20 protein-coding genes and 3 pseudogenes are annotated in these 23,673 nt (G+C 59.5%); 15 read left to right on the forward strand and 8 right to left on the reverse strand.

What is annotated here, in order from left to right; genetic code table 11:
• Nucleotides 1–268 precede the first annotated feature (268 nt).
• A complete protein-coding gene (locus tag BFQ04_RS27560; protein ID WP_065953490.1) occupies nt 269–649 on the reverse strand; it encodes a RidA family protein in 381 nt (126 codons plus the stop codon).
• A gap of 183 nt (nt 650–832) precedes the next feature.
• Here BFQ04_RS27560 and BFQ04_RS30600 point away from each other — a divergent pair.
• Nucleotides 833–1,600, forward strand: a pseudogene (locus tag BFQ04_RS30600) (PAS domain-containing protein); the annotation flags it as partial.
• A 111-nt stretch (nt 1,601–1,711) separates the two neighbouring features.
• Nucleotides 1,712–2,188 (forward strand): annotated as a pseudogene (locus tag BFQ04_RS30605) (methyl-accepting chemotaxis protein); the annotation flags it as partial.
• Nucleotides 2,189–2,248: 60 nt separating this feature from the next.
• Here the strand turns inward: BFQ04_RS30605 and BFQ04_RS27570 are convergent.
• Entirely contained in the window at nt 2,249–3,118 is an 870-nt protein-coding gene (locus BFQ04_RS27570) for an isocitrate lyase/PEP mutase family protein (protein WP_065953491.1), read from the reverse strand.
• Nucleotides 3,119–3,410: 292 nt separating this feature from the next.
• Here BFQ04_RS27570 and BFQ04_RS27575 point away from each other — a divergent pair, with 292 nt between their 5' ends.
• The 3 genes from BFQ04_RS27575 (at nt 3,411) to BFQ04_RS27585 (ending at nt 6,804) form a co-directional block, all read left to right on the forward strand.
• Nucleotides 3,411–4,367: an ABC transporter substrate-binding protein gene (locus BFQ04_RS27575; RefSeq protein ID WP_065953492.1), complete on the forward strand. Its 957-nt coding sequence runs from the start codon at nt 3,411–3,413 to the stop codon at nt 4,365–4,367.
• Nucleotides 4,368–4,390: 23 nt separating this feature from the next.
• Complete coding sequence (locus tag BFQ04_RS27580; RefSeq protein WP_065953493.1) at nt 4,391–5,713, forward strand: LLM class flavin-dependent oxidoreductase; 1,323 nt, start codon at nt 4,391–4,393, stop codon at nt 5,711–5,713.
• A gap of 158 nt (nt 5,714–5,871) precedes the next feature.
• Nucleotides 5,872–6,804 carry a cupin gene (locus tag BFQ04_RS27585; RefSeq protein ID WP_065953494.1) on the forward strand — a complete coding sequence of 311 codons (933 nt, stop codon included), beginning with the start codon at nt 5,872–5,874 and terminating at the stop codon, nt 6,802–6,804.
• A 1-nt stretch (nt 6,805) separates the two neighbouring features.
• Here BFQ04_RS27585 and BFQ04_RS27590 read toward each other — a convergent pair whose 3' ends face one another.
• A complete protein-coding gene (locus BFQ04_RS27590; protein ID WP_065953495.1) occupies nt 6,806–7,711 on the reverse strand; it encodes a LysR family transcriptional regulator in 906 nt (301 codons plus the stop codon).
• A 190-nt stretch (nt 7,712–7,901) separates the two neighbouring features.
• On the opposite strand from BFQ04_RS27590, the pseudogene BFQ04_RS27595 reads away from it, so the two are divergent.
• The 4 genes and pseudogenes from BFQ04_RS27595 to BFQ04_RS27610 all read left to right on the forward strand — a co-directional run.
• Nucleotides 7,902–8,255: pseudogene (locus tag BFQ04_RS27595) on the forward strand (zinc-binding dehydrogenase); the annotation flags it as partial.
• Nucleotides 8,256–8,394: 139 nt separating this feature from the next.
• Entirely contained in the window at nt 8,395–10,134 is a 1,740-nt protein-coding gene (locus BFQ04_RS27600) for a hydrogenase maturation protein (protein WP_065953497.1), read from the forward strand.
• Nucleotides 10,135–10,185: 51 nt separating this feature from the next.
• On the forward strand, nt 10,186–10,803 hold the full coding sequence (locus BFQ04_RS27605; RefSeq protein ID WP_065953498.1) for a dTMP kinase: 618 nt from the start codon (nt 10,186–10,188) through the stop codon (nt 10,801–10,803).
• Between the two features lie 170 nt (nt 10,804–10,973).
• Nucleotides 10,974–11,600 carry a GNAT family N-acetyltransferase gene (locus BFQ04_RS27610; RefSeq protein WP_065953499.1) on the forward strand — a complete coding sequence of 209 codons (627 nt, stop codon included), beginning with the start codon at nt 10,974–10,976 and terminating at the stop codon, nt 11,598–11,600.
• A 47-nt stretch (nt 11,601–11,647) separates the two neighbouring features.
• Here BFQ04_RS27610 and BFQ04_RS27615 read toward each other — a convergent pair whose 3' ends face one another.
• The gene (locus BFQ04_RS27615; protein ID WP_256544627.1) at nt 11,648–12,226 is read right to left on the reverse strand and encodes a DUF1349 domain-containing protein; all 579 of its coding nucleotides are present in this window, start codon (nt 12,224–12,226) and stop codon (nt 11,648–11,650) included.
• A gap of 196 nt (nt 12,227–12,422) precedes the next feature.
• Between BFQ04_RS27615 and BFQ04_RS27620 the strand changes: the two genes are divergently transcribed.
• Complete coding sequence (locus tag BFQ04_RS27620; protein WP_065953501.1) at nt 12,423–12,722, forward strand: hypothetical protein; 300 nt, start codon at nt 12,423–12,425, stop codon at nt 12,720–12,722.
• Nucleotides 12,723–12,783: 61 nt separating this feature from the next.
• On the opposite strand, the gene BFQ04_RS27625 is transcribed toward BFQ04_RS27620, so the two are convergent.
• On the reverse strand, nt 12,784–13,365 hold the full coding sequence (locus BFQ04_RS27625; protein ID WP_065953502.1) for a CGNR zinc finger domain-containing protein: 582 nt from the start codon (nt 13,363–13,365) through the stop codon (nt 12,784–12,786).
• A gap of 97 nt (nt 13,366–13,462) precedes the next feature.
• On the opposite strand from BFQ04_RS27625, the gene BFQ04_RS27630 reads away from it, so the two are divergent.
• Nucleotides 13,463–14,398 carry an alpha/beta fold hydrolase gene (locus tag BFQ04_RS27630; RefSeq protein WP_083218082.1) on the forward strand — a complete coding sequence of 312 codons (936 nt, stop codon included), beginning with the start codon at nt 13,463–13,465 and terminating at the stop codon, nt 14,396–14,398.
• A 285-nt stretch (nt 14,399–14,683) separates the two neighbouring features.
• Here BFQ04_RS27630 and BFQ04_RS27635 read toward each other — a convergent pair whose 3' ends face one another.
• Nucleotides 14,684–15,745 (reverse strand): SDR family oxidoreductase, encoded by a 1,062-nt coding sequence (locus BFQ04_RS27635; protein WP_065953503.1) that lies wholly within the window; start codon nt 15,743–15,745, stop codon nt 14,684–14,686.
• A gap of 160 nt (nt 15,746–15,905) precedes the next feature.
• Here BFQ04_RS27635 and BFQ04_RS27640 point away from each other — a divergent pair, with 160 nt between their 5' ends.
• Nucleotides 15,906–16,829 carry a LysR family transcriptional regulator gene (locus BFQ04_RS27640; RefSeq protein ID WP_065953504.1) on the forward strand — a complete coding sequence of 308 codons (924 nt, stop codon included), beginning with the start codon at nt 15,906–15,908 and terminating at the stop codon, nt 16,827–16,829.
• Here the strand turns inward: BFQ04_RS27640 and BFQ04_RS27645 are convergent.
• On the reverse strand, nt 16,826–17,965 hold the full coding sequence (locus BFQ04_RS27645; RefSeq protein ID WP_065953505.1) for a porin: 1,140 nt from the start codon (nt 17,963–17,965) through the stop codon (nt 16,826–16,828). The two genes, BFQ04_RS27640 and BFQ04_RS27645, sit on opposite strands and share 4 nt — an antisense overlap.
• A gap of 388 nt (nt 17,966–18,353) precedes the next feature.
• Here BFQ04_RS27645 and BFQ04_RS27650 point away from each other — a divergent pair, with 388 nt between their 5' ends.
• The 3 genes from BFQ04_RS27650 to glyA are packed head-to-tail and all read left to right on the forward strand — an operon-like array spanning nt 18,354 to nt 22,161.
• The gene (locus tag BFQ04_RS27650) at nt 18,354–19,676 is read left to right on the forward strand and encodes an MFS transporter (RefSeq protein WP_065953506.1); all 1,323 of its coding nucleotides are present in this window, start codon (nt 18,354–18,356) and stop codon (nt 19,674–19,676) included.
• 3 nt (nt 19,677–19,679) lie between these two features.
• Entirely contained in the window at nt 19,680–20,858 is a 1,179-nt protein-coding gene (locus BFQ04_RS27655) for a M20 aminoacylase family protein (RefSeq protein WP_065953507.1), read from the forward strand.
• Nucleotides 20,859–20,898: 40 nt separating this feature from the next.
• Entirely contained in the window at nt 20,899–22,161 is a 1,263-nt protein-coding gene (glyA, locus tag BFQ04_RS27660) for a serine hydroxymethyltransferase (protein WP_065953508.1), read from the forward strand.
• Nucleotides 22,162–22,245: 84 nt separating this feature from the next.
• On the opposite strand, the gene BFQ04_RS27665 is transcribed toward glyA, so the two are convergent.
• Nucleotides 22,246–23,595, reverse strand: a complete 1,350-nt coding sequence (locus BFQ04_RS27665; RefSeq protein ID WP_065953509.1) for an MFS transporter — start codon at nt 23,593–23,595, stop codon at nt 22,246–22,248.
• Nucleotides 23,596–23,673: the final 78 nt, after the last annotated feature.

The raw sequence follows: 23,673 nt of genomic DNA on the forward strand, positions 1-23,673 counted from the left end.
CGGCTAACCCGGCGTCCTGCCGGGTTGCCCACGGATTCAAGCCTGCGTTCGGCCAGCGTGGTTTAACGGGGCGCCTGAGATCAAGATCAAAAGCGCGGCGGCCTTAGAGCCGACCGGTATTTTGTGTCGATCCCGTTCCAAATGTGGGAGGGGGCTTGCCCCCGATGGCGGTGTATCAGTCACTGATGCACTCACTGACTCTTCCTCATCGGGGGCAAATCGAATCGTCGCACCGCCGCTCCCACATTTTCTACAGCCCCCTCAGGTATCAGGCCTTGGCGGCCATTGCGGTGACTTCAACCCGCATGCCTTTGACGGCCAGTTCGGCAACGCCTACTGCCGCGCGTACCGGCCAGGGTTTGGCGAAAAAGCGCTTGTACACTTCGTTGAACGCGGCCCGGTCAGCCATGTCGGTGAGGTAGATGGTCAGGTGCATCACCCGGTCCATGGAGCTCCCGGCTTTTTCCAGGGCGACTTTCAGCGCTTGCAGGGTGCATTCGCTTTGCCGCGTGATATCGCCCAGTTCCAGACTGCCGTCGGCGTGGGTTGGAATCTGGGTGGAAACCAGGATGCCGTTGAAGCCGATCACGTCGCAGGAGATGGACTCCGCATCCGGATCAGGGGTGAACTGTAGATCGTGGTTTGCCATGAAAACCTCTCGCGTTGGCGTAAACGTTGCCGGGCAGTCTAACCATTGAGGCCCTGCGGGTCACGATGGCGCCCAGTAGTTTTTCTGACGTCAAAAAAGAAAACTCCATCCCGGGTAAAGTCACTTAAAGCCGCGCCGATAGCGTGTTAGACACCGATTCTCCGCATGGCTGAGGGCGACATCATGTTCAACGCGAAACTCAAACAAGAACTGGCGGCCAGGACGGTCGAAGTCGATGAGTACAAAGGACTGATTGCTGCACTCGAACGCTCCATGGCCGTCGTCGAATTCGACCTCAACGGCAAGGTGCTGCGTGCCAACGATAATTTTCTGAATACCCTGGGCTACAGCCGCGAGCAATTGGCCGGCAAGACCCATCGCGATTTTTGCTCCCCCGCCCTCATCAGCAGCCCGGCCTACGCTCAATTATGGAGCGACCTGCGCGCCGGCAAGTTTGTGTCCGGCACCTTCAAGCGCGTGCATAGCAGCGGCGCGACCATTTGGCTGGAGGCCAGCTATAACCCGCTGCTGGATGAGCGTGGGCAGGTGCTGAAGGTGGTCAAGTACGCGCTGGATGTCACCGCCAAGGTCGAGCAGGAAGCCGCCACCCGCAGCAAACTCGCCGCACTGGACCGGGCGATGGCGGTGATCGAGTTCGATTTGAGCGGCCAGGTGCTGGACGCCAATGCCAACTTCCAACACGTCATGGGGTATTCGCTGGCGGAACTCAAAGGTAAGCATCACCGTTTGTTTTGCGAGCCGAGCCTGATCAACAGCAGTGAATACGCTGATTTCTGGCGACGTTTGAACAACGGTGAGTTTTTCACCGGTCAGTTCAAGCGACTCGGCAAACACGGCCGGGTCCTGTGGCTGGAGGCCAGTTACAACCCGGTCTACGACGGCGACGGCAAGTTGGTCAAGATCGTCAAGTTCGCCAGCGATATCACCGAGCGCGTCGAGAAGTTCGAGGAGGACTCGCGCGGGGCGTCGCGGGCTTATCATATTTCATCGGAAACCGAACGCTTTGCCGAGCACGGCACTCAGGTCATTCAGGATACCGCCACCGAGATGCGCCGCATTGCCGACAATATCGGCGCATCGGCGCGGCTGGTGGGGCAGTTGGGCGATCGCTCGGAACAGATCACCGCGATCGTCAATACCATTCGCGGGATTGCCGACCAGACCAACCTGTTGGCGCTCAACGCCGCCATTGAGGCTGCACGCGCCGGTGATCAGGGACGCGGCTTTGCGGTGGTGGCCGATGAGGTCAGGCAACTGGCGGGGCGTACCAGCCGCTCCACTGCGGAAATCGCTGAGATGATCGGCATGATCCTGACCGAAACCCGGGATGCCGTGAGCAGCATGAACGCTACCCAGGAAGGTGCGCAGCGCGGGGTGAGCCTGGCCGATCAGGCCGGATCGGTGATTTTGCAGATCCGCACCAGCACCAGCGATGCGGTGCAGGCGGTGAGCATGTTTGCGTCCAAGCTGGACGAGTCGGAAGTTATTCCAAAGGCCGCAGTGGGCTGGGTGGGTTGATGCTGATCCACTGAAAGCGCGCGCCGGTACTGATCGCCAGGACCAGCACCGGCGCGGTCTTTACTCTTTCACATCCATGAACTCTTCAGCCCACGCCACATAGCTTTCCGGCAATGTGTAGGTGTGGGTCAACTCCGTGGCGCTGAGGTTCGAGGTGCTGTGGGTGAGCTGGCGTTGCGCACGCAGGCTGTCGTAAGTGGCCTTGATCGCGGCAAAGTAGGCGCCATGCCCGGCCACCACAATACGCACGCCCAGGCTGGCCAGGCGCTCGCTGTCATGCAGCTGCGGGTTGCCGTAGGTCACCAGCATCAGCGGTACCGTGAGCTTTTCGGCGATTTTTTCCAGGTGCTCGAAGTCTTTGACGCCGACCATGCAGATCCCGTCGGCGCCGGCCTTTTCGTAGGCCTGGGTGCGGGCGATCACGTCTTCGGTGGGCAATACGCCGGCGTTGGTGCGGGCAATGATCGACAGTTCTGGGTCGACACGCGCTTCGAGGGCCGCCTTGACCTTGCCGATGCCTTCCTCGACGGAGATCAAATCCGTGGATTTACGCCCGAATTGCGCAGGCAACAGGGTGTCTTCGATGGTCAGCGCCGCAACGCCGGCACGTTCCAATTCTTCAACCGTACGCATCACGTTGAGGGCGTTGCCGTAGCCGTGGTCAGCGTCGGCAATGAACGGCAACTGCGCGACACGGCCGATACGGGTGGCCTGCTCGACGAACTCACTCAGGGTAATCAACGCAAAATCGGGTGCCGCCAGTACCTGCAGGGAGGCGACGGAGCCGCCGAGGATACCGACCTCAAAGCCCAGGTCAGCCGCGATACGCGCGGACATGGGGTCGAAAACCGAGGCGGTTTCGACACAGATTGGCTTGGCAAGCAGTTCGCGGAAGTTGCGGCGCAGCGCTGAGTGAGAAATCTTGGGCATGGTCTTTCCTGGCTTTGGTCATCGTCAAGTGACGATCAATGTCTATTCGTGGTGGCGCGAGATTACCACGGCGACGGGCAGGGGTTTATGACGTTTGAGCGTTTAGCAGGGAGGGAAGGGGCAACCGAGATAGATCGTTAAAATGCAATGCCTGCATTTTTACAGCATTAGGTTATGCACTAAAGATATTTTACAAGGCATTCTTACAACCTCATCGTAGCCCCCACAACGACCCCCGAGACCGCACGCGCGGATCGACCTGAAGTGCCTCACACGGCATCTGGAGACGAACGTGCGTTACCTGACAACACTGGCGGCCGCACTGGCCACCGCATTGATCTGCCTGGGCGCGCATGCGCAAACGCTGGTAGTAGGCGACCAGAGCTACAACGCCCAGGCCGCGATGGAAGCGGCAGGGGTGCTCGATGACTTGCCGTACACCCTTGAGTGGAAACAATTCACTGCCGGATCGCCGGTGGCCGAAGCGCTCAATGTCGGCAGCCTGGATATAGGCCTGCTCGGCGACGCGCCCGTGTTGTTCCTGGGCGCATTGGGCGCGCCGATCAAGGTGATTGCCGTCAGCCGGCAAAACCTGGCGGGCGTGGCCATTCTGGTGAAACAGGATTCGCCGATCCACAGCCTGGCGGACCTTGCAGGCAAACGCGCCGCCATCTGGAAAGGCTCCTGGAGTCAGCAACTGCTGCTGAGCGCATTGGATAAAGCCGGTGTTGCCCGGGACGCCCTGGAGCTGCGCTACCTCAGTGCACTGGATGCCTCCCATGCGCTGGAAGGCGGTGCGGTCGACGTCATCGCTACCTGGGAACCCTATGTCACCCAACAGGAACGTCAAGGTGCGCGCGTACTGGCGACGGCAGAAGGGTTGATCCCGGCGCAGAGTTTTATCGCCGCCAACGCCACGGCGGTCGAGAGCAAGCGTGCGCCCATCAGCGACTTTCTCCAGCGTCTGAAAAAAGCCCGCGACTGGGCACGCCAAAGTCCGGCCAACACCAATGCCTACGCCGACGCCTGGTCCAGACGCACCCGCGCCGACGCTGATATTGCACGCGTCTGGTTTGCCCGGGCGCGCACCACCGTCGAGCCGCTGAACGCCCAGGCGCCCATTGAAGCGCAGAAGACCGTGGACTTTTTCGCCAGCCAGGGCCTGGTCAAATCGTTCCCGGCCGCCAGCCTGTTCGACCCCTCATTCAGCGCGGCCCTGCAGCCGGCCGTCGCACAAACACAGCCCTGAATACCCCAAGGATTGCCTCTGACATGACCACACGACAGCTCAAACTGGGCGCCTTGACCATGGGCAGCGGTGGCCCGGGCCGCCACAACCTGTGGCTCGATCCGCAATTGCCTGCCGACGCCAGCGTCAACATCGACTGGTATATCGATATCGCACGCCAGGCTGAAGCGGCGCTGTTCGACTTGATGTTCATCGTCGACAGCCAATTCATCACCCCGGGCTCGCCGTCCCATTACCTCAACCGCCTGGAGCCGCTGACATTGTTGTCGGCACTGGCCGTCAGCACGCGGCATATCGGCCTGGTCGGTACGCTGACGACTTCATACAACGCGCCCTATAACGTTGCGCGGCGCCTGGCCTCCCTGGACTTGATCAGCAAAGGCCGCGCCGGCTGGAACGTGGTGACCAGTGGCGACGCCGGCACTGCCGGCAATTACTGCCGTGACGAGCATTACGACTACACCACGCGCTACAGCCGCGCGGCCGAACACGTGCAGGTGGTGCAGGGGCTGTGGAACTCCTACGAGGACGACGCCTTTGTGCGCGACCGTGCCACCGGGCAATTTCTGGACCCGAGCAAACTGCACAGCCTCAATCACCAGGGCGAACACTTTTCAGTGGTCGGCCCATTGAATATCCAGCGCTCACCCCAGGGCCAGCCGGTGATATTCCAGGCTGGGGATTCCGAGCAAGGTCGCGACCTGGGCGCCGCGACAGCCGATGTGATCTTCACCCATGCCGCCAGCATCGAGCAGGGCCAGGCGTTCTACCGGGATATAAAGGGCAGGGCGCTGACCTCGGGCCGTGACCCCGAGCAACTGCTGATCATGCCGGGGGCCGAGGTGTATGTGGGCGACACCGATGCGCACGCCCGCGACATCGAGCAGCATTATCATCAGGTCGACCATAGTTTCGAGCTGGCACTCAAAGAGTTCGGACGTCATTTCGGCTGGCATGACTTCAGCCAGTACGACCTCGATGCACCCTTTCCTCAAGAGAGCCTGGAGGCTGCGCGCAGCAGCTTTTTCACCGCCGCCCAGCGCATTGCCGATCAGGCCCGCGAGAACGGCTTCACGCTGCGCCAGGCGGTGGAGTTTGGTCGGCAACTGCGTCCGGGCGCGTTCACAGGCACGGCCGACACGGTCGCGCAGAAAATGGCGGACTGGCTGCAGGCCCGTGCCGTGGACGGTTTCAACATCTACATCGGGCACCCGGAGCAATTTGCTCGATTTACCCGGGAGGTCATTCCGTTACTGCAGGAGCGGGGCGTTTACCGGACCGCGTATGAAGGGACGACATTGCGCGAGAGCCTGGGGCTGAACATTGCGCCGTTTGCGCGGCGTTAAGTCAGGTGCCGCGAACGCTGAACAGTCACCGCCCCATTTGGCATAACTGCTGTGCGGATCAAGGGATTAATCGGCAGACGCGTCGTGCCTATAGTTCACTCACCCACGCAGCGCATTCAACCGCGCTGCGCAACCAGCCCCGGACTGAGGTGAGCCTGATGAACCGTGAATTCGATCCCGCCCTGAGCGCTATCAACCAAGTGGACGCCGAGTACTTCGAGTACAGCAAGGCGGCCAACCCTATCAGTGCCAATCTCATCCCGCGCATTCCCTATCACAGCTTTCCCGCCTCGCTGTACGACAGCGGCCCTTCGCGCGTGGTACCGCTGGACCTCAGCGACGCCCTGGGCTGTGAAGGCCCGGCGACCGGTCCGGGCTTGTGCGCGAACTTCATGCGGCTTAATCGCGGCGATACGCTCACCTTGCACCCCAACGCCACTTCGCAGGTGTTCTATGTGATCGCGGGAGAGGGCCGTGCGGTTCAGGGTGAGTTAGTGATTGAATGGTCAACGGGCTGCTTTATCGCGCTGCCCGGCCTGCAGGAGGCGCAATTTTGCGCCAGCCAGGATGCGCGTCTCTACTATGTGCACGACGAACCCTTGTTGCGTTACCTGGGCGTGACCGCCAGCGCCGAGCGTTTTACCCCAACCTTGTACCCGGCGGCACTGGCCAACGCGAAGCTGCGTGAAGCAGCCGACGATCCGCGTGCCCAGGACCGCAGCCGCATCAGCATCCTGCTGGGCAACCGCAATTTCCCCCAAACCCGCACCGTGACGCATGTGCTGTGGGCGATGTATGGAATTCTGCCGGCCGGCTCGGTGCAAAAGCCCCACCGCCATCAGTCGATCGCCCTGGATTTCATCATTGACTGCCCGCCCGGTTGCTACTCCCTGGTGGGAACCGAGCTGGAGGCGGACGGGCAGATTCGCAACCCGGTGCGGGTCGACTGGGCGCCTGGCCTGGCCTTCGTGACGCCGCCGGGGTATTGGCATGCGCACTTCAACGAAGCCGACACCGAGGCGTTCCTGATCCCGATTCAGGACGCGGGGCTGCAAACCTACCTGCGTGCCTTGGATATTCGCTTCAGCTGAGTCAGTTCCAGTCCGGTGTCTCGCCCAGGCGCTCAACGATAAAGTCGATAAAACACCGGACCTTGGAAGACACGATGCGCTTGGGCGGGTAGACGAACCACACGGCAAATGCCCGCTCGGCGCCCTGGATGCGCCATTGCGGCAGCCACACCACCAACTCGCCGGCCTTGAGGCTGCGGGCCACCAGCCAGTCCGGCAACAGCGCGAACCCCAAGCCCTGGCGCGCGGCGATCAATTGCGCGTCCAGGTCATTGATCCGGATGCAGTCGCCATGCACCAACGACGCTACCCGGCTGTCGGCGACGAAGGTGATATCGCTCGCGGCCTGTGTGCCCAGTATTGCGGGCACACTGGCAAGATCGGTGGGCGTCGAGGGCGGCGGGTGCTGCATGGCGAATGCCGGACTCACCACCAGGCGGTAGTGGCCGTCGCAGAGTTTGCGCGCTTTGAGCGTGGAATCGGCCAGCGCGCCAATGCGGATGGCGAGATCGACACCGGCATGAATCAGGTTGACCTGGGCGTTATCCAGCACCAGCTCGACGCTGATCTGTGGGTAGCGCAGGCGAAAGTCGCTCAAGGCCGGAAGGATATGATGACGGGCAAAGGCCGGCGGCAGGTTGAGCTTCAACACCCCGCGCGGGTGTTGATTCAACGCCGACGTCGCCGCCTTGGCGTGTTCCAGTTCCTCGAGCACTCTGCGGGCGTGCCTCAGGAACGTCTGGCCACCTTCGGTCAGGTGCAGGGTACGTGTGGAACGGTTGAACAGCGCGATGCCCAGGTCCTGCTCAAGGTCCTTCACGTAGCGTGAAACAGTGGAGGCCTTGATGCCCAGGCGCTCGGCTGCGCGGGAGAAGTTATTGCCTTCAGCGGCTTCGACGAAAGCGGTCAGGGCGGCGAAATAATCCACGGGTGGCCTCGGGGCAGGGCGGGCAGAGGTGCAGGTTGTGGATGTTTGCCTCGTGCTGTCAACTCGAACAGCCAAGCTGGCTGTGGCGGTAATCTGGCTGTGGGAGGGGGCTTGCTCCCGATGAGGGAGTCTCAGTCAATGCATCTTTGACTGGCCCACCGCTAACGGGAGCAAGCCCCCTCCCACATTGCAAGTATTGAAGCTTACCGACGGCAAGGGCGTGGACCTGCTTCTTGAAGTCGCCGGTGGCGAAGGTATCAACGACTCCGTCCAGGCAACCAGAGTGGGTGGCCGCATTGCGCAGATTGGCTTCCTGACCGGGCAAACGGCTAACCTGAAGTTGATGCCGCTGATCTTCCGCCAAACCACCCTGCGTGGCATTGCGGTTGCCCCACGCGCGTCATTCGATCGGATGAACGAGTGCCTCAACACCCATCACATCCGTCCGGTGATCGATCACGTCTACCCCTTCGAACAGGCGCGTGAGGCCTACGAGCACCTGGCGCGCGGCCCATTCGGCAAGGTCGTTATCAAGGTCAGCTAAAATAGGGTTACCAGCGGGGCTCACCATTGATCCTGATCAGGTGTCCTTGCTGGCCCGCTCTGTACCATCAGGCCTCCATCGAAGACCAGGGACGGTTCAACGTGCGTCTCTGGTCGCGCATCTCAAGGACGAGTCAGCCATGCGATCAGTGAAGATCCTTTTATTATCATCGGCATTCAACGGTTTGACCCAGCGGGCCTGGCTGGATTTGCGCCAGGCGGGTCATGATCCCAGTGTTGTCGTGTTCACGGACGAAACCTCCGTGTGTCAGCAGATCGAGGACTCAGGCGCGGACCTGGTGATCTGCCCTTTTTTGAAGGACCGTGTGCCCCGGCAACTGTGGAGCCACCCGCAGCGCCCGGTGGTGATCATCCATCCAGGCATTGTCGGCGACCGTGGCGCCAGTGCGCTGGACTGGGCCATCACCCGGCAGCTCGGCCGCTGGGGCGTCACGGCGCTGCAGGCGGTCGAGGAAATGGATGCCGGGCCGATCTGGTCGACCTGTGAGTTCGACATGCCCGCCAATGTGCGCAAATCCGAGTTGTACAATGGCCCGGTGAGTGACGCCGCGATGGTGTGCATCCGCGACGTGGTGGAAAAATTCGCCAAGGGCTTCGTCCCGGTCCCCCTCGACTACACGCAACCCAGTGTTATCGGGCGTTTGCAGCCGAACATGACCCAGGCTGACCGGACCTTCAGTTGGTTCGATTGCGCAGCTTTCATCAAGCGCAGTATCGACGCCGCCGATGGCCAGCCCGGTGTGTTGGCCAGCCTCCAGGGCGGCCAGTATTACCTGTACGACGCGCACCTGGATTCACGCCAGGGGACGCCGGGAGAAATCCTTGCGGTACAGGACGACGCCGTGCTGGTGGCGACCGGGGATCACAGCGTCTGGATCGGCTCGCTCAAACGCAAGGCCCAGCCAGGGGAAGAAACCTTCAAGCGGCCGGCGCGGCATGTGCTGGCCGAGGGCCTGGCCGGTATTCCGGTGCTTGATAGCGCCATCGCCCGCCAGGCGTTCAATCGGCAGGCCTATCAACCGATCCGCTACCGGGAGTTCGGTCACGTCGGCGAGCTGACGTTTGAGTTCTACAACGGTGCCATGAGCACTGAACAATGCCAGCGGCTGGTGGCTGCGTTGCGCTGGGCCAAGGGGCGAGACACCCAGGTGTTGTTGATCAAGGGCGGTCGCGGCAGCTTTTCCAATGGGGTTCACCTTAACGTCATCCAGGCGGCCGAGGTGCCGGGGCTGGAAGCCTGGGCCAACATTCAAGCCATTGACGATGTCTGCCATGAGCTTCTGACGGCCGGGCAACTGGTGATCAGTGGCCTGACCGGCAGTGCGGGCGCAGGCGGCGTCATGCTCGCGCTGGCCGCCGATATCGTATTGGCACGCGAAGGCGTGGTGCTGAACCCTCATTACAAAAGTATGGGACTGTACGGTTCCGAATACTGGACCTACAGCCTGCCACGGGCCGTCGGCAGTGAAGTCGCGCACAGGCTCACCGAAGAATGCCTGCCCATCAGTGCTCTTCAGGCCCGGCACTATGGAATGATCCAGGACATCGGCCCCCGTTGCCCGCACGCATTCGGCCTGTGGCTCGCGCAACAAGCCGGCAGCGCGCTGAACGATGAGCGATACCTGCTCGCACGCACCCGTAAAGCCACGCTGGATATCGAACAGGTTGAGCGCTGTCGCGAACGGGAGCTGGCACAAATGCAGTTGGACATGGTGCAAGACCGCCAACAGTTTGCGCAAAAGTGCCGCAACTTCGTACTCAAGCGCAAAACCTGCCAGACCCCGCAGCGTCTGATCGCGGCATGGGCGTTGGGGTTCGAGACCGGGTTGCCGGAAAGCCAGAGAGGGATGGTCGGTTAAGCCAGTTGCGATGCTATGCTTGGCGTTTGGCAACAGGATGGCGAGGAAGCTATGAGTCGCCCGCTGTTCATTTCGCTGGACGGGCCCAAGGGCACCGGCAAGACCACGCTGCTGGAAGCGGTGACGGCAGCGCTGAGGGCCGATCATAAAAAGGTCGTCAGGCTGTGCGAAAAAAACAGCGATCCCCACCGGGGTGAAACCATGGGACTGGTCAACCAGCTCGTCCGACATCCCGACCCGGCACTGGAGTGGGCGGTGTGTGAGCGGTTAGCCGATAGCCGTGGCTGGATTTCCAGGCACGTACTGCCTGAACAGCCTTCTGACAGCATCATCCTGATTGACCGCTGGTATCCGTCCGACGCGGCCTTTCGCCGGCTGATTCCGTTTGCGCAGATTCTGCAACTGAACCTCGACCGTCACGTGCAGGTGCCGGACCTGCATGTCGGGGTTGTCACCCACGCGCACACCTCATGGGCGAGGGCAGCGGCACGCCGGCGTGGGCTGAACAGTACGGTGCTGCACACGCTGGAAGAACATGCCGCCTGCACCCATGCGTTCGAACGCGCGGTTGCCGATCACGGTTGGGTTTTATGCCGCAATGAGGGATCGATCGAGGAGGCGACGAGGCAGGTGGTTTGCGCGATAGATAACGTGCTGAGCGGGCGCTAGTGCGGCGCCCGTCAAGGTGACGCTGGCATCGTGTTCCAGTAGCGGTGAGAAATAGTCACCCAAGGTTTCGTAGCGAATTAACGCAAGGACGAACGAGCCAATGGTGCTATTTATTCAGAATCCGATAGAGATGACCTCGCCGGACGCTTACAAAGAATTGAGGATACAGGATGAAAGAAGGCTACCACTCAGTACCTGATGGCATGCTTGCTACAGTGGTCACGTCGCTGTCGATGACGTCGCGCCCTGATTTGAGGCCGGAAACAGCCACACCCGCTTGGGATTTCGAGCGTGTGTTGAATCCTCAACCCGACGCCTACCGTGCGATTTATAAGAATGTTGGAGAAGATTGGCTGTGGTTCAGCCGCTTGGCCATGACCGATGACGGCTTGGACGAAATTACTCATTCGCCTGACGTGGACATCTACCACCTGCGTGGGCACGACGGCGGCGAAGGGCTGCTGGAGTTAGACTTTCGTCAGCCAGGCTCGTGCGAGCTGGCTTTTTTTGGTCTATCGAGTCCGTTGATTGGAGGGCCAGTTGGGCGTTGGCTGATGAACCGTGCTATCGAGCGCGCCTGGGCACGGCCTATCGAACGGTTCTGGGTTCATACCTGTACATTTGATCACCCCGCCGCGTTGGATTTTTATCGCCGATCAGGCTTCGAACCATTTTCCCGACAAGTTGAAATTTTCCAGGATCCCCGGTTGACTGGGTTGGTCAACGCAAAAGCGGCGCAGCATGTGCCGCTGATACGCGGCGCTACATGCCTTGACGAGCCGCTACCTTGCGCTTGACAGGCCTTGCGGCAAAAGCCTCTCTGCGGCTCGCAAGGTGTATGTGCCTAGCTCAAATCATGCAGATCTCGCCCGAGAGGCTGGGTTAAAGACCATTCAGAAAACCTTACCCTCAAACCCTGGCGCTGCGGTGTGCAGCACATGGGGCCAACGGTATAGATTTTCGCCTCTGGGAAGGGCGCAAGCCTGAGCAATGGCCAAGTCACACCATCGGTTGAATACTGCAAGCGCAGCACACCCCCGGAAACGGTTATGCGAAGCCAAAAATCGTCCGGCTTGCCGGGGAAGCAGCCAGGCGCCCAGTCCGACTGACCTTGGGTCAGCACGCTGCTGATCATAGGGGTTCCGTCATTGATTTCTATGCCTGCCTTGAGCCAAGTCTTCTCATCGAGCCTGACCATCATTCCTGCCTGATCGTACAGCTCGCGCAAGTCAGCGTTGACTCTGACCTGAGCCGTAAAGGCGCCTGACGCCGCAAATCCCAGGAAGTGTCCGCTATCGCGTATGAACCCGTAGTGCGTTTCACGCCAAAAGTCGGTTTGGGAGTCGGTAACCACCTCCAGGGAACCGTCAGTGAAGGCTTGGCAACGGTTCGGTTTATTCAGCCAATCAGCGGTTCGCCAAATTGACGTTTCAACGTCCTGACAGACCTCTGCGGTTTGAGTTGTATCCACCCTGCTGCCTCCAGAATTCATTAGCCGGACCTGCGTTGCAAACCAGGCCTTTCACTGCGCCGGTTCGAAGCTTACCGATGGGTCATTTGGAACGACCGACTCTGCCGATCAGTCTACCTGTATCTACTCATGGCTAAGGTACAGCGCAATGGATAAGACAATCACCGCCGATAAACTGGCCACCACCGACCTTGAGTCAATCAACGAAATATGGCTCGGCGGGACGCATACCCAGCTATGCCTGTGGCGTGGCAAACAAGCCTTCACCCACGAAATGATGAGCGAGGGCACCCACGATCAGAATATCCGACGCCTGTGCTTGCAGTTGGTCAACCCTGACGATCAAGCCGCCGTCGCCAGCATTGAGGCAACTGTGCGCGAACGCCTGAAAAAAATCGGCAAGGAGGGCGAGTTTTATCCGGCTGAGGAAGCGGACACTCATCAATAAAAAAGGGGCGACCATTCATGGGGCGCGCATCGCCCTCGGCGGATACGGGCGGCGAGAACGATCAAGGTTTATTCCTGGAACGAAACGCCGCCACCTTCATCCGGTTGCCGCAGGTCGCCATGCTGCACCAGCGGCGGCGGTGTGATTTGCTCAGGTCATGGAACAGCAGCACGCAGTCGTGGGCCTCGCACTGCCGGACGTATTCAAACTTATCGTGAGTGACCAAGCCCACCAGCGCCTCGGTCACCGGCCCAAGCAGGCTGGCCGGACTGCTGTCCCGAGGATAAGTGGCAGCTCGAAATGCCTTCTTCTCCTGTTCCCATTCCAGCCGGCTCACCGGCTGCCCCGCTTCAAGCACCTGGTTGATCACCGCAAGATCGACGGCAACGCCTGTCATTGCGGCATTCACCACCGCCCTTGAACTCGCGCGAAGCGTGCGAGCGAGCGCCAGCAGCCCACTCGGAGCCTGCAGCTCAACGTGCTCGGGCAACAGCCCCGCTTGCGCCAGCCAACTCATGACGCTGTGATCATCGACGAAACAGTCATGGCGCTGATCACCCACCCCGTACTCGGAGTTGATGAAATCGAGGGCAAGGTTGTCAGCCAGAAAAAGTGCGCCTGAAGCAGTGCTGTTCGGATTCATGGGGCGGCCTGTAACCAATAAATTATGTTTGACAGGTTACCAAATCCGGGAATAACCTTCAAACACCAACTTTAACGGTTACACAGGAAGCCACATCATGACTACGTCCAACGCCTCCATGGCCGCTGCCGGGCTCGCCGCCTCCTTGCTGATGAGCAGCGCTGTCGCCGACAACACAGTGCATTACCGTTATGAGCAGGTCGGTGACGTAAAGGTGTTCTACCGCGAGGCCGGCGACCCCAGCGCGCCGACCGTGTTGCTGCTGCACGGCTTCGCCGGTTCATCCTTCATGTTCCGCGAACTCCTGCCCGAGCTTGCCGACCGCTATCACGTCATCGCGCCAGACCTACCGGCATTTGGCTTCACCCAAGCCCCTCCACGCGGCGAATACGCCTACACCTTCAGCCAACTGGCCAAGACCATCGGCCAGTTCACCGAACAGCTCAAACTCGATAAATACGCGCTGATGGTCCACGACTACGGCGCCCCCGTGGGCTGGCGCATGGCCAGCGCCCATCCGGAGCGGGTGACCGCGATCATTTCCCAAAACGGCAACGCGTACGAAGAAGGCCTGGGCAAAGGATGGGCGCCTATCCAACGCTACTGGCACGCCCCGACCCAAGAAAACCGTGAGGCCCTGCGCGATTTCCCAACCCCCGCCTCGATCAAGTGGCAGTACCTGGAAGGCGTGGCCGACCAAAGCGCGGTTTCACCCGATGGCTACACGCTGGAAGGGCTGCAAGTCTCCCGGCCGGGCAATGCCGACATCCAGCTCGACCTGGTGTTGGACTACGCCTCGAACGTAGCGATGTACCCGGCCTTCCAAGCGTACTTCCGCCAGTACCAGCCACCGCTGCTCGCGGTCTGGGGAAAGAACGACCCATTCTTCCTGCCGGCCGGCGCCGAGGCGTGGAAGCGCGATATTCCCAAGGCGGATATTCGTTTTTATGACACCGGGCACTTTGCGCTGGAAACCCATGGCAAGGAGATCATTCCTGTTATACGGGCGTTCCTCGACAAGAACCTGCGGTGACCAACGCGAACCCTTTGTAGGCGCGAACTTGCTCGCGAAGAACGTCAACGGTAACGACGCGACGCGGGTCTCACGCGTTACGGCCTCGCTCACGCGTTCGGCTGGAATCGCTGGCATTGGCCTGCGCGGCATTGGTTGCGGCAGGAGACGCGTTGACAAGCGCCGTTACACGCGCGAAATACCTTCAGATCGCCAGAGTCTGGTGTGATCACGAACGCTGGGCACTTCTGGCCGATTGATGCCTGCCGTGAGAGGCAACAAACGGCCTGGTGTCTCAGGAACGGCTTAGGGTATCAAGCGTGTCTCGCGTAGTTTGTCGAACACGTCAAAAAATGCCTGATCGCTCGCCTGGTAGGCGGTGAAGCCCATGGCACGGCTTTTCGACATGTCCGTGACCACTTCGATGGGTCGACCCAGGTCTGCATCGGTATGCCATGGGGATATCAGCCGACCGATATCGGCTTCTTTCAGCCCGAATTGCGCGACCATTTGCGTCCATACGGCTTGGTCGTCAGCCATCTGCCTGGCAAGGGGGGAGGGTGAAGCGGGATAATCGGCGGCTGGCACGTCGAAGTATTTGGCGATTCGGCTCCACATCCATTTCCAACGAAAGACATCGCCATTCGTGACGTTGAATGCCTGATTGGCCGCAGCCGGCGTAGTGGCCGCCCACAATTGTTGTTTGGCCAACTGCCGGGCATCCGTCATGTCGGTGAGGCTGTCCCACTGCACGCGTGACCCGGGAAACACAAAGGGGCGATGAGTGTGTTTGCAAATCGAGGCATAGACGGCGAGGGTGGTGGCCATGTTCATCGCGTTGCCTACGGCAACCCCGGTAACGGTATGCGGGCGGTGAACGCTCCAGGTGAAGCCGTCCTTTTCAGCAGCGGCGAAAAGTTCGTCTTCCTGGGCGTAGTAGAAGTTTTCGATGTCCAGACGGCCCTGGTCCTCGCGGAACGGTGTTTGCGGAAGGCTGCCGTTACCATAGGCTTCGAATGGGCCGAGGTAGTGTTTCAGGCCAGTAACCAACGCTACGTGCTCGACGCTCTTGGCCGGCCGGATGGCGGCCAGCACGTTGCGTACCATGGCGGCATTGACACGAATGTTCTCGGCCTCCGTGGCTTGCCGTGACCAGGTAGTAATGAACACATGCGTAGGCTTCAAACCCGCAAGCGCCTGTTCCAGCGAAGCAGGATCCTGAAGGTCTGCCGCAACAGGTATCACGCCTTGCACTGGCGACGGGTGCCTCGAAAGCGCGGCGACCTGCCACTGGTTGTCGATGAGTAACTGGGTGATGGCGCTGCCGACGATGCCGCTGGCGCCCACGACCAAAGCTGTCTGGGTCATACGTTTCTCCTGGATTTAGATCTGGGAGTCCACGTAAGCAACAGAGGTTCAACCTGAACCGGATCCGCATTAGCCTGGCGAGCTGCGCTCAGCGACAGAGTGGTAACTGGCTGGCATCTTGCTTTATGGTTGGCGCCAAATAAAAAGCGAGTCGCACACCGTGAAATTCCATCAAATCAGAGCCTTGGTCGCGATCAACCAGTGCGGCAGCATCAATGAAGCCTCGCAGATGCTGCATGTCACCCAGCCTGCGTTGAGCCGTTCCATCAAAGATCTGGAGCGCGAATTGGGCCTGACCCTACTGCAGCGTTCCTACAAAGGCATGTCGTTGACTGATGAAGGACGGCGGATCATCCGTCATGCCCACATGGCGGTCGAGAGTATGCGGCGGCTGCAGATCGAGGCCGATAATATCCATGACATGGCTGTGGGGGAGGTGGCTGTCGGAGTCACTTCACTGACAGCCATGCTGCCGGGTTTTGAGAAGTGCATCAGTGACTACCAGGCGAAAAACCCCCGGGTGCGGATCAAACTCATCGAGCTGCGCCCCAGCCATATCGTCCAGCGTTTGCGCGACGGGAGCCTGGACTTTGCCCTGACGTCTCAACAAAACACTCAACGTCTGAATCTCGATTGGGAAGCTCTCCACCGGATCAAGGGCACGGTAGTATGTAGTCCGAACAACCCGATGCGGCATTCGCCCTCGTTGCGGCAATTACAGTACGCCAACTGGATCAGCCTAGACGAGGTAGACGACCAATCGTCGCAGTTCTACCAAATGTTTGAGGTCAACGATATTCATCCGCCGCAGAAGGTCATCGAGTGCGCCTCGCTGTTTCTGGCCTTGCGCCTGGTCGAGAATGCCGACGCGTTCATGACCCTGAGCAATCTTGCGTTGGGCAGTGCACTGCCGCCGGGACGGGTACCGGAACTGGTCCTCGTCGAAGTCGAAGAGGTCATCCCCGAATACCCGATTTATCTGGTGTGCGTTGACCGCCACTCGCTGACGTCGCCGGCGAGAGATCTGTTCTACGGTCTTAAATCCAAGCTGGCGGCTGAGTCGTCGGCAGAACCGACTTACTAGAAGTGATAGTACATGCCGACGGCCAGGTTACTGGGGTCGCCACCGATTTGCTCGAGGGGGATTCCCGCATAGCTGATAGCGGATTCGGGGCGGTTATTGATCAAGGCGACTCGACCATAGATGGCCCAATTCTTTTTCAGGAAATGGTCGTAGCCGAGCATGATCCCGATGGCGTCCTTGCCGCCGAATTCGATGTCGCGCTTGACCAGTGCCATGCGCGCCACATCGGCTTTGCCAACGGGCGCGGAAAGGCCCAACGTCCATGCGCTCATGCTCGGTGTGGCGTGGTAGTCGACGTCCTGGCGCTGCCAGGTGACATTGGCAGACAGCGGCCCGAAGTCATAAAACGCCGAAGCGCTTTTGAAGTAGTTGTGGGTCTGCCGCTTACGGTCGCCGTCGTCCCATGGATCGCTCAAGTAATCATTGAATGAGCCCAGCAAAATCCACCGCGCATTGCTGTACTGAACACTCATGCCTTTGCCGCGCACGGTTTTGCCGGAGCTGGCGGTATCGTTCAGGCCCAGGCTCACGGCGGTGGCCACGCTGAAACCGGCGAATTTGGGCGTGGTGTAGGCGAGGGTGTGCTTGGGTCGCATATCCAGATAATAGGCACCGAGCCCGGCGGGCGGGCTGGTCAGGTAGGTATAGGGCGAACCGTAGGTGGCCAGAAACGGATCAGCAAATGTCGGCGTGCCCATGCCATAGGTTTTACCGAACTCCAACTTGCCGTACTCCCGCGAACGCAGCGCCGCCACTGCCAGGCGTAGTGTGCCGACCTGCTTCCAGTGCTCGCTCAGCGCTTGGCCATTGAGGTTGAAACCTTCCTCGACGTCGAACTCCAGCACCGTGTCAGGGTTGAGTGCCTTGCGCATGTAAAGCCCAAGCTTGTTGGTCCAGGCGCCGCCTCCCGCGACTTTGGTCCCGGAGTGATGGCCCGAGTCCTGATAATTAACAAATGCGTCGAGCGTGCCGTAGACATTGAGCTTGTCGGTATAGCCCTTATCGACGTTGTAATAGCCAAATCCCGGCGCTACTCGGGCAATGGCAGGGAATCCCTCAGCCTGGCTACACGTCGGTAGCCCGAGCCCCAAGAGCAAAGCGGTCAATGAACAATTGCGCGCGGCGGACATAACCATTTCAGACGCTCCGTAGACGTGATGGCTGATGGGTCGCAGCCTCCACGAAAATAAAAACCGGCGGAAATGGTCAATTTTGCATGGGTATGCCTACTGGTTAATTTGCTGGGGAATGACCGATGCAATGAGGGCGGCAGGCGTCTGCAAAGATCACAAAAAGAAGCCCGACTACTTCGATTCGGCGACTGCATGCGTCTGAATAATGGAAGCCATTGGTGCGATACCCGTCATCAAGCCCTCGCGCGGCACCGTTGTAGGGCGCATTCAAAGGACGTGACGCAATCAAGTTAACCATTGGTTAATTGCCTGCAAAAAGCGCAAGTGATTCGTCTTCGGAGTTCCCCGATAGTTGGTCTCGCATAACGCCAATAAGAAATCGGAGCGTGCCATGACGACCCTGCATTCGGACACTTCCCTGGCCAACGGAGGAACGATGCGTTCCAATCCGGCCACATCCAACTCAAGAAAAGCCACGGTAGCGTGCGCCCTGGGCAATGCCCTGGAGATGTACGACTTCACGATCTACAGCTTTTTTGCCGTGATCATCGCCAAGAACTTTTTCCCGGCCCAGTCGCCGATCGCGTCATTGCTGATGTCGTTGACGGCGTTCGGGGTGGGCTTTCTGATGCGTCCGGTAGGGGCGATGGTGATTGGCCGTTTCGCCGACAGGAAAGGGCGCAAGGCCGCGCTGACGCTGACTATTGCACTGATGACACTGGGTACAGCGCTGATCGCATTCGCCCCCACTTATCAGCAAGCAGGAGTATTGGGCACTGTTCTGCTGGTTATCGGCCGGCTGACTCAAGGTTTTTCTGCCGGTGGAGAAGTCGGAACCGCCTCGGTGTTGATGATGGAATCGTCGGCGACGAAAAATCGTTGCCGCAACGTCAGCTGGCAGGCTGCGAGCCAGGGTTACGCGGCGCTGGTAGGGGCTGGAATCGGTCTTCTCCTTAGCAGTGTCATGACCACGCCTGACCTGGAAGCGTGGGGTTGGCGTATCCCTTTTGTCATTGGTTTGCTGATTGGCCCTGTCGGCTGGTACATCCGCCGCTGCCTGCCGGAAACCCTCGAGGCGCCCGCCATCAGCTCTTCACCATCCACAGTGCACAAACTCCGCTGGCGCGAGGTCATTGATTTGCGCAATACCGTACTCGCCACCGGACTGATGGCGAGCGCAACCATCAGCATGTACCTGTTCATTTTCTACATGCCGGCGTATCTGGTCAGTGCACTGCATTATGCGCAACGCAGCGCATTGGCGATTGCCTGTGCTTCTGCCGCGTGCCTGGCGATCATCACGCCGATAGCAGGGCGCTACGCTGACCGCCACGGCCTGCGCAAAAAACTGCTGGTCTGGACGATCACCTTACCGGTTATCGCAGCATGGCCCGCGCTATGGCTGTTGTCGCATACCACTGACTTGTACATCGCGATGCTGATCGTCGCGCTTCTGGTACTGCCCGGGTGTGTGGGCTCGGGGGCATTTTTCGCGATGATCATGGAAGGCTTTGCCAAGCAGCACCGAGCGCTCGGCACCTCGGTGAGTTACAGCTTCGGCGTCACTCTGTTCGGCGGCTTCTCGCCCTTGATCGCCACTTGGCTTACCTCGGCACTAAACACACCCACGGCCCCGGCGTTCTACCTGCTTGTCGGCGGAGTAATCAGCCTGTGCTGCCTGAAACTGTTTCCGGAAAATATTGGACGAGACTGACCCATGCGCAATCAACAGAACCAATCAGCGTTGAACCAAACCGAATTGCAAAGTTTCATTACCTTGCGCAAGCAAATTCACGCTGCGCCTGAACTGGGCGGCGAAACACCAAACACCGCTGAACTGGTCGCCGCCAAACTGACGCAATGGGGCTATCAGGTGCATCGCGGTATCGGCGGACATGGCCTGGTCGGTGTCCTGAAAAGAGGCGAGAGCACACGCCGTATCGGTCTGCGCGCCGATATGGACGCGCTGCCCATGCAAGAAAAAAACACCTTTGCGCATGCCAGCCAGATTGCCGATCGCATGCATGCTTGCGGGCATGACGGGCACACCGCGATCCTGCTCGCGGCGGCTTATCGTCTGGCAACCCACGGCGAATTCAACGGCACCCTGAATTTAATTTTCCAACCGGACGAGGAGGGCTTGTGTGGGGCCAAGGCGATGATCGACGACGGCCTGTTCCAGCGATTTCCCTGCGATGCGATTTTCGCGCTGCATAACATGCCTGGTTACCCCTTGGGCACGGCTGTGGTTCAGGCGGGGCCGACCATGGCGTCCTCGCAACGTGTATCGCTGCGCATCACCGGCCAAGGTGGACACGGCGCCATGCCAGAGAAATCGGTTGATCCATTGCCTGTCGTAGCCAGCCTGATCAATGCGATCCAGACCATCAAGTCGCGCAACCTCGGCCCGGAGGAATACGCGGTCATCAGCATCGGCATGCTGCAGGCCGGGAGTGTTTACAACATCATTCCTGATGAGGCCAGCATGCTGATCAGTGTGCGTACCGACACCCCGCAGACACAGCAAAAGATCAATCAGCGACTCGAACAGATCGTCCGCGGTCACGAGCAATCGTTCGGCGTGAGCATTGACCTGGAAATTACCCCGCTGGCCCCCGCCCTAATCAATGACGAGACCGAAACGCAACGAGTGCGCGAAAGCCTTGCACCACTCTTTGAACCTGGCCACCTGCAAAGCCGCGGACCGAAGGTAATGGCCACCGAGGACTTCGCCTGGATGCTCACGGAAGTGCCAGGGTGCTATTTCTTGCTGGGTAATGGTGAGGGCGAGTTTCACGGCTGCTCCGTGCACAACCCGCACTACGACTTCAATGATGAGCTGATCCGGTTGGGCGCCGATTGCTGGGTAAAACTGGTGGAAGATTTTCTCGCCTGACCGCCCTGATTAGCCTCAAAACATTGTTCAAGGAAAATTCATGTTCAAGAAAAGCCTGTCCCTCGCTGATTTCGATCCAACATTGGCCGCCGCTATTACCGACGAGTCCCGACGTCAGGAGCGACACATTGAGCTGATTGCTTCGGAGAACTATGCCAGCCCACAGGTGATGCAGGCGCAAGGCACCTTGTTGACCAACAAGTACGCCGAAGGCTATCCCGGAAAACGCTACTACGGTGGTTGCGCCCACGTCGATGTCATCGAACAACTGGCGATTGATCGGGCCAAACAGCTGTTCGGTGCAGATTATGCCAACGTCCAGCCACACTCAGGCTCGTCGGCCAACAGTGCCGTTTACCTTGCACTTATGAAGCCCGGCGACACGTTGCTAGGTATGAGCCTGGCGCACGGCGGCCACCTGACTCACGGTGCCAAGGTGTCTGGTTCCGGCAAGCTCTACCACGCCGTACAGTACGGCACTGATGCTGGCGGATTGATTGACTATGACGAAGTCGAGCGCCTGGCCGTCGAGCATCAACCCCGCATGATCGTCGCGGGTTTCTCGGCGTATTCACGCACGCTCGACTTCCCACGCTTTCGGGCCATTGCCGATAAAGTCGGGGCGTTGCTGATGGTTGATATGGCACACGTGGCGGGGCTGGTGGCGGCGGGGTTGTACCCGAGTCCGTTGCCTTACGCTGATGTGGTGACCAGCACCACGCACAAAACGCTGCGCGGCCCACGCGGAGGGCTGATCCTGGCCAGAAGCAATGCCGAACTTGAGAAAAAACTCGACTCGGCAGTGTTCCCCGGTAGTCAGGGCGGGCCATTGATGCAAGTTATCGCCGCTAAGGCCGTGTGCTTCAAGGAAGCGGCGCTGCCGACATTCAAGACCTACCAGGCAAGTGTCATCGAGAACGCCCAAGTCAAGGCGCAAACCTTTATCGAGCGGGGTTATGACGTCGTCTCCGGAGGTACCGACAACCACCTGTTTCTGCTCAGCCTGATTCGCCAGGGCATTACCGGCAAGGACGCCGACGCTGCGCTGGAACGCTGCGGCATCACGGTCAACAAAAACGCAGTGCCGAATGATCCCCAGTCGCCGTTCGTGACTTCCGGGCTGCGGATAGGAACGGCGGCGGTGACGACGCGAGGCTTTACGGGGGAGGAGTGCCGGACGCTCGCCGGTTGGATCTGCGATGTGCTTGATCACTTGGGTGATGCTGACGTCGAAGCGCACGTCGCTCGGCAGGTCGCGCAGTTGTGCCAATGGTTCCCGGTTTACCAATCTACTTGCGATTGAGGATCACCTGAGGCTGGAAACCTTGGTGTCAGCGGGTAAACCGATAAGCAAGTCCATCGTCGAATGATGGTAAGTCCCCAATGTTCAGGACGACTTTCGGTTTACCCAATGGTTGACGCAAATGCAGAAAAAAAGAGCGGCAGCCGAGACGAGCATCGAGTTGGATAAACCCCGGGCAAACGCTTCGGGCGCGGTGCTGCTGATCAGTCCGCCGAACACCGCTACGCCGATGACCCCGCCTAATTGACGTGCTGAAGCCATTAATCCAGAGGCCATGCCGGCGTCCTGCTGAGAGACTGCTGACAACATTGAATTGGTAATCGAGGGAACGGACGAGGCGCTGCCGATGCCTACGATCATCAAGGCGACGTTCAAGTACCAGAGCGATGTCTGTGCAGTGACTTGGGACAGAGCCAGGAAACCGACGATCTGAATAAGAAATCCGGTCGTGATGATTTTTGCGGCGCTCACGCGTTTGGCAATCCGGGAGGACACCATCGTAGAGAAGGTCAACACTGCGGTCAGTGGAATAAATGCCAGTCCCGTGCGGAAGGCATCGTAGTGCAGGAACAACTGAAAGTAGATGCTGAACACGAAGACCGTGCCGTAAAACGTCAGGTTGATCGCTGCCCCTGCCAGAGCGGTGGTGGCGAGGATCCTGTTTTTGGCCAATCGGGCTGGAAGCATCGGATGCTTGATCCGTCGCTCGATGAGCACGAAGGCCACTGCACACACGCCGGCGAGCAACAGGATTGAAAGGGTTTCAGTGCTCCAGTCGATAGCACCTGACTCAGTCAGTGCATAGGTCAGAGACGCCAGACAGGCAGCAATACAGATTTGGCCCAGCGCATCCACTTTCTGATCAGTACGAGGCGACTGCGGGGCATGACGCAGGATCAATACCACCGCGAGAATGCCAATCGGTACGTTAAGCAGGAAAATGCTGCGCCAGCCGAGTGACTCAATCAACAATCCACCGATCACTGGACCGGCAGCCAAGGCGATGCCGCCGCACGCGCCCCACATTGCCACGGCCGAACGCCGTTTTTCAGGGTCTTGAAAACTGACTCTGATCAACGTCAAGGAGGTTGGAACCAGCAGGGCGGCCCCGATACCTTGAACGATGCGCATACCAATGAGCATCGCCATGCTGTTTGACAGTCCGCAGCCAATCGAGGCGACTGTAAAAATTACAAACCCCACCGCGAAGATTGTCTTGGCGCCGAACTTGTCACCCCATGCACCGCCGAGAATCAGCAAGGCAGAAAAAGCCAGTGCATAGCTGTTGATCACCCATTGGAGGCCGGTGAGATTGGTGTCGAATGCTGCCTTCAACGTTCCGAGCCCAACGTTGACGACGCTGACGTCAAGCTGGACAACCAAGAAGCCGAGACAGGCTGCAATTTGAATCGCAGCTAAGGAAGTTTTGGGCATATCAGGTTCGCATCAAGAAGAATGGGCCTGAAAGTAACGGTTGACGTGATATGCGTAAATACTAGAATTCGCACACTA

Source organism: Pseudomonas sp. 37 R 15 (genome assembly GCF_900004865.1).
Taxonomy (GTDB): Bacteria; Pseudomonadota; Gammaproteobacteria; order Pseudomonadales; family Pseudomonadaceae; genus Aquipseudomonas; species Aquipseudomonas fluorescens_AM.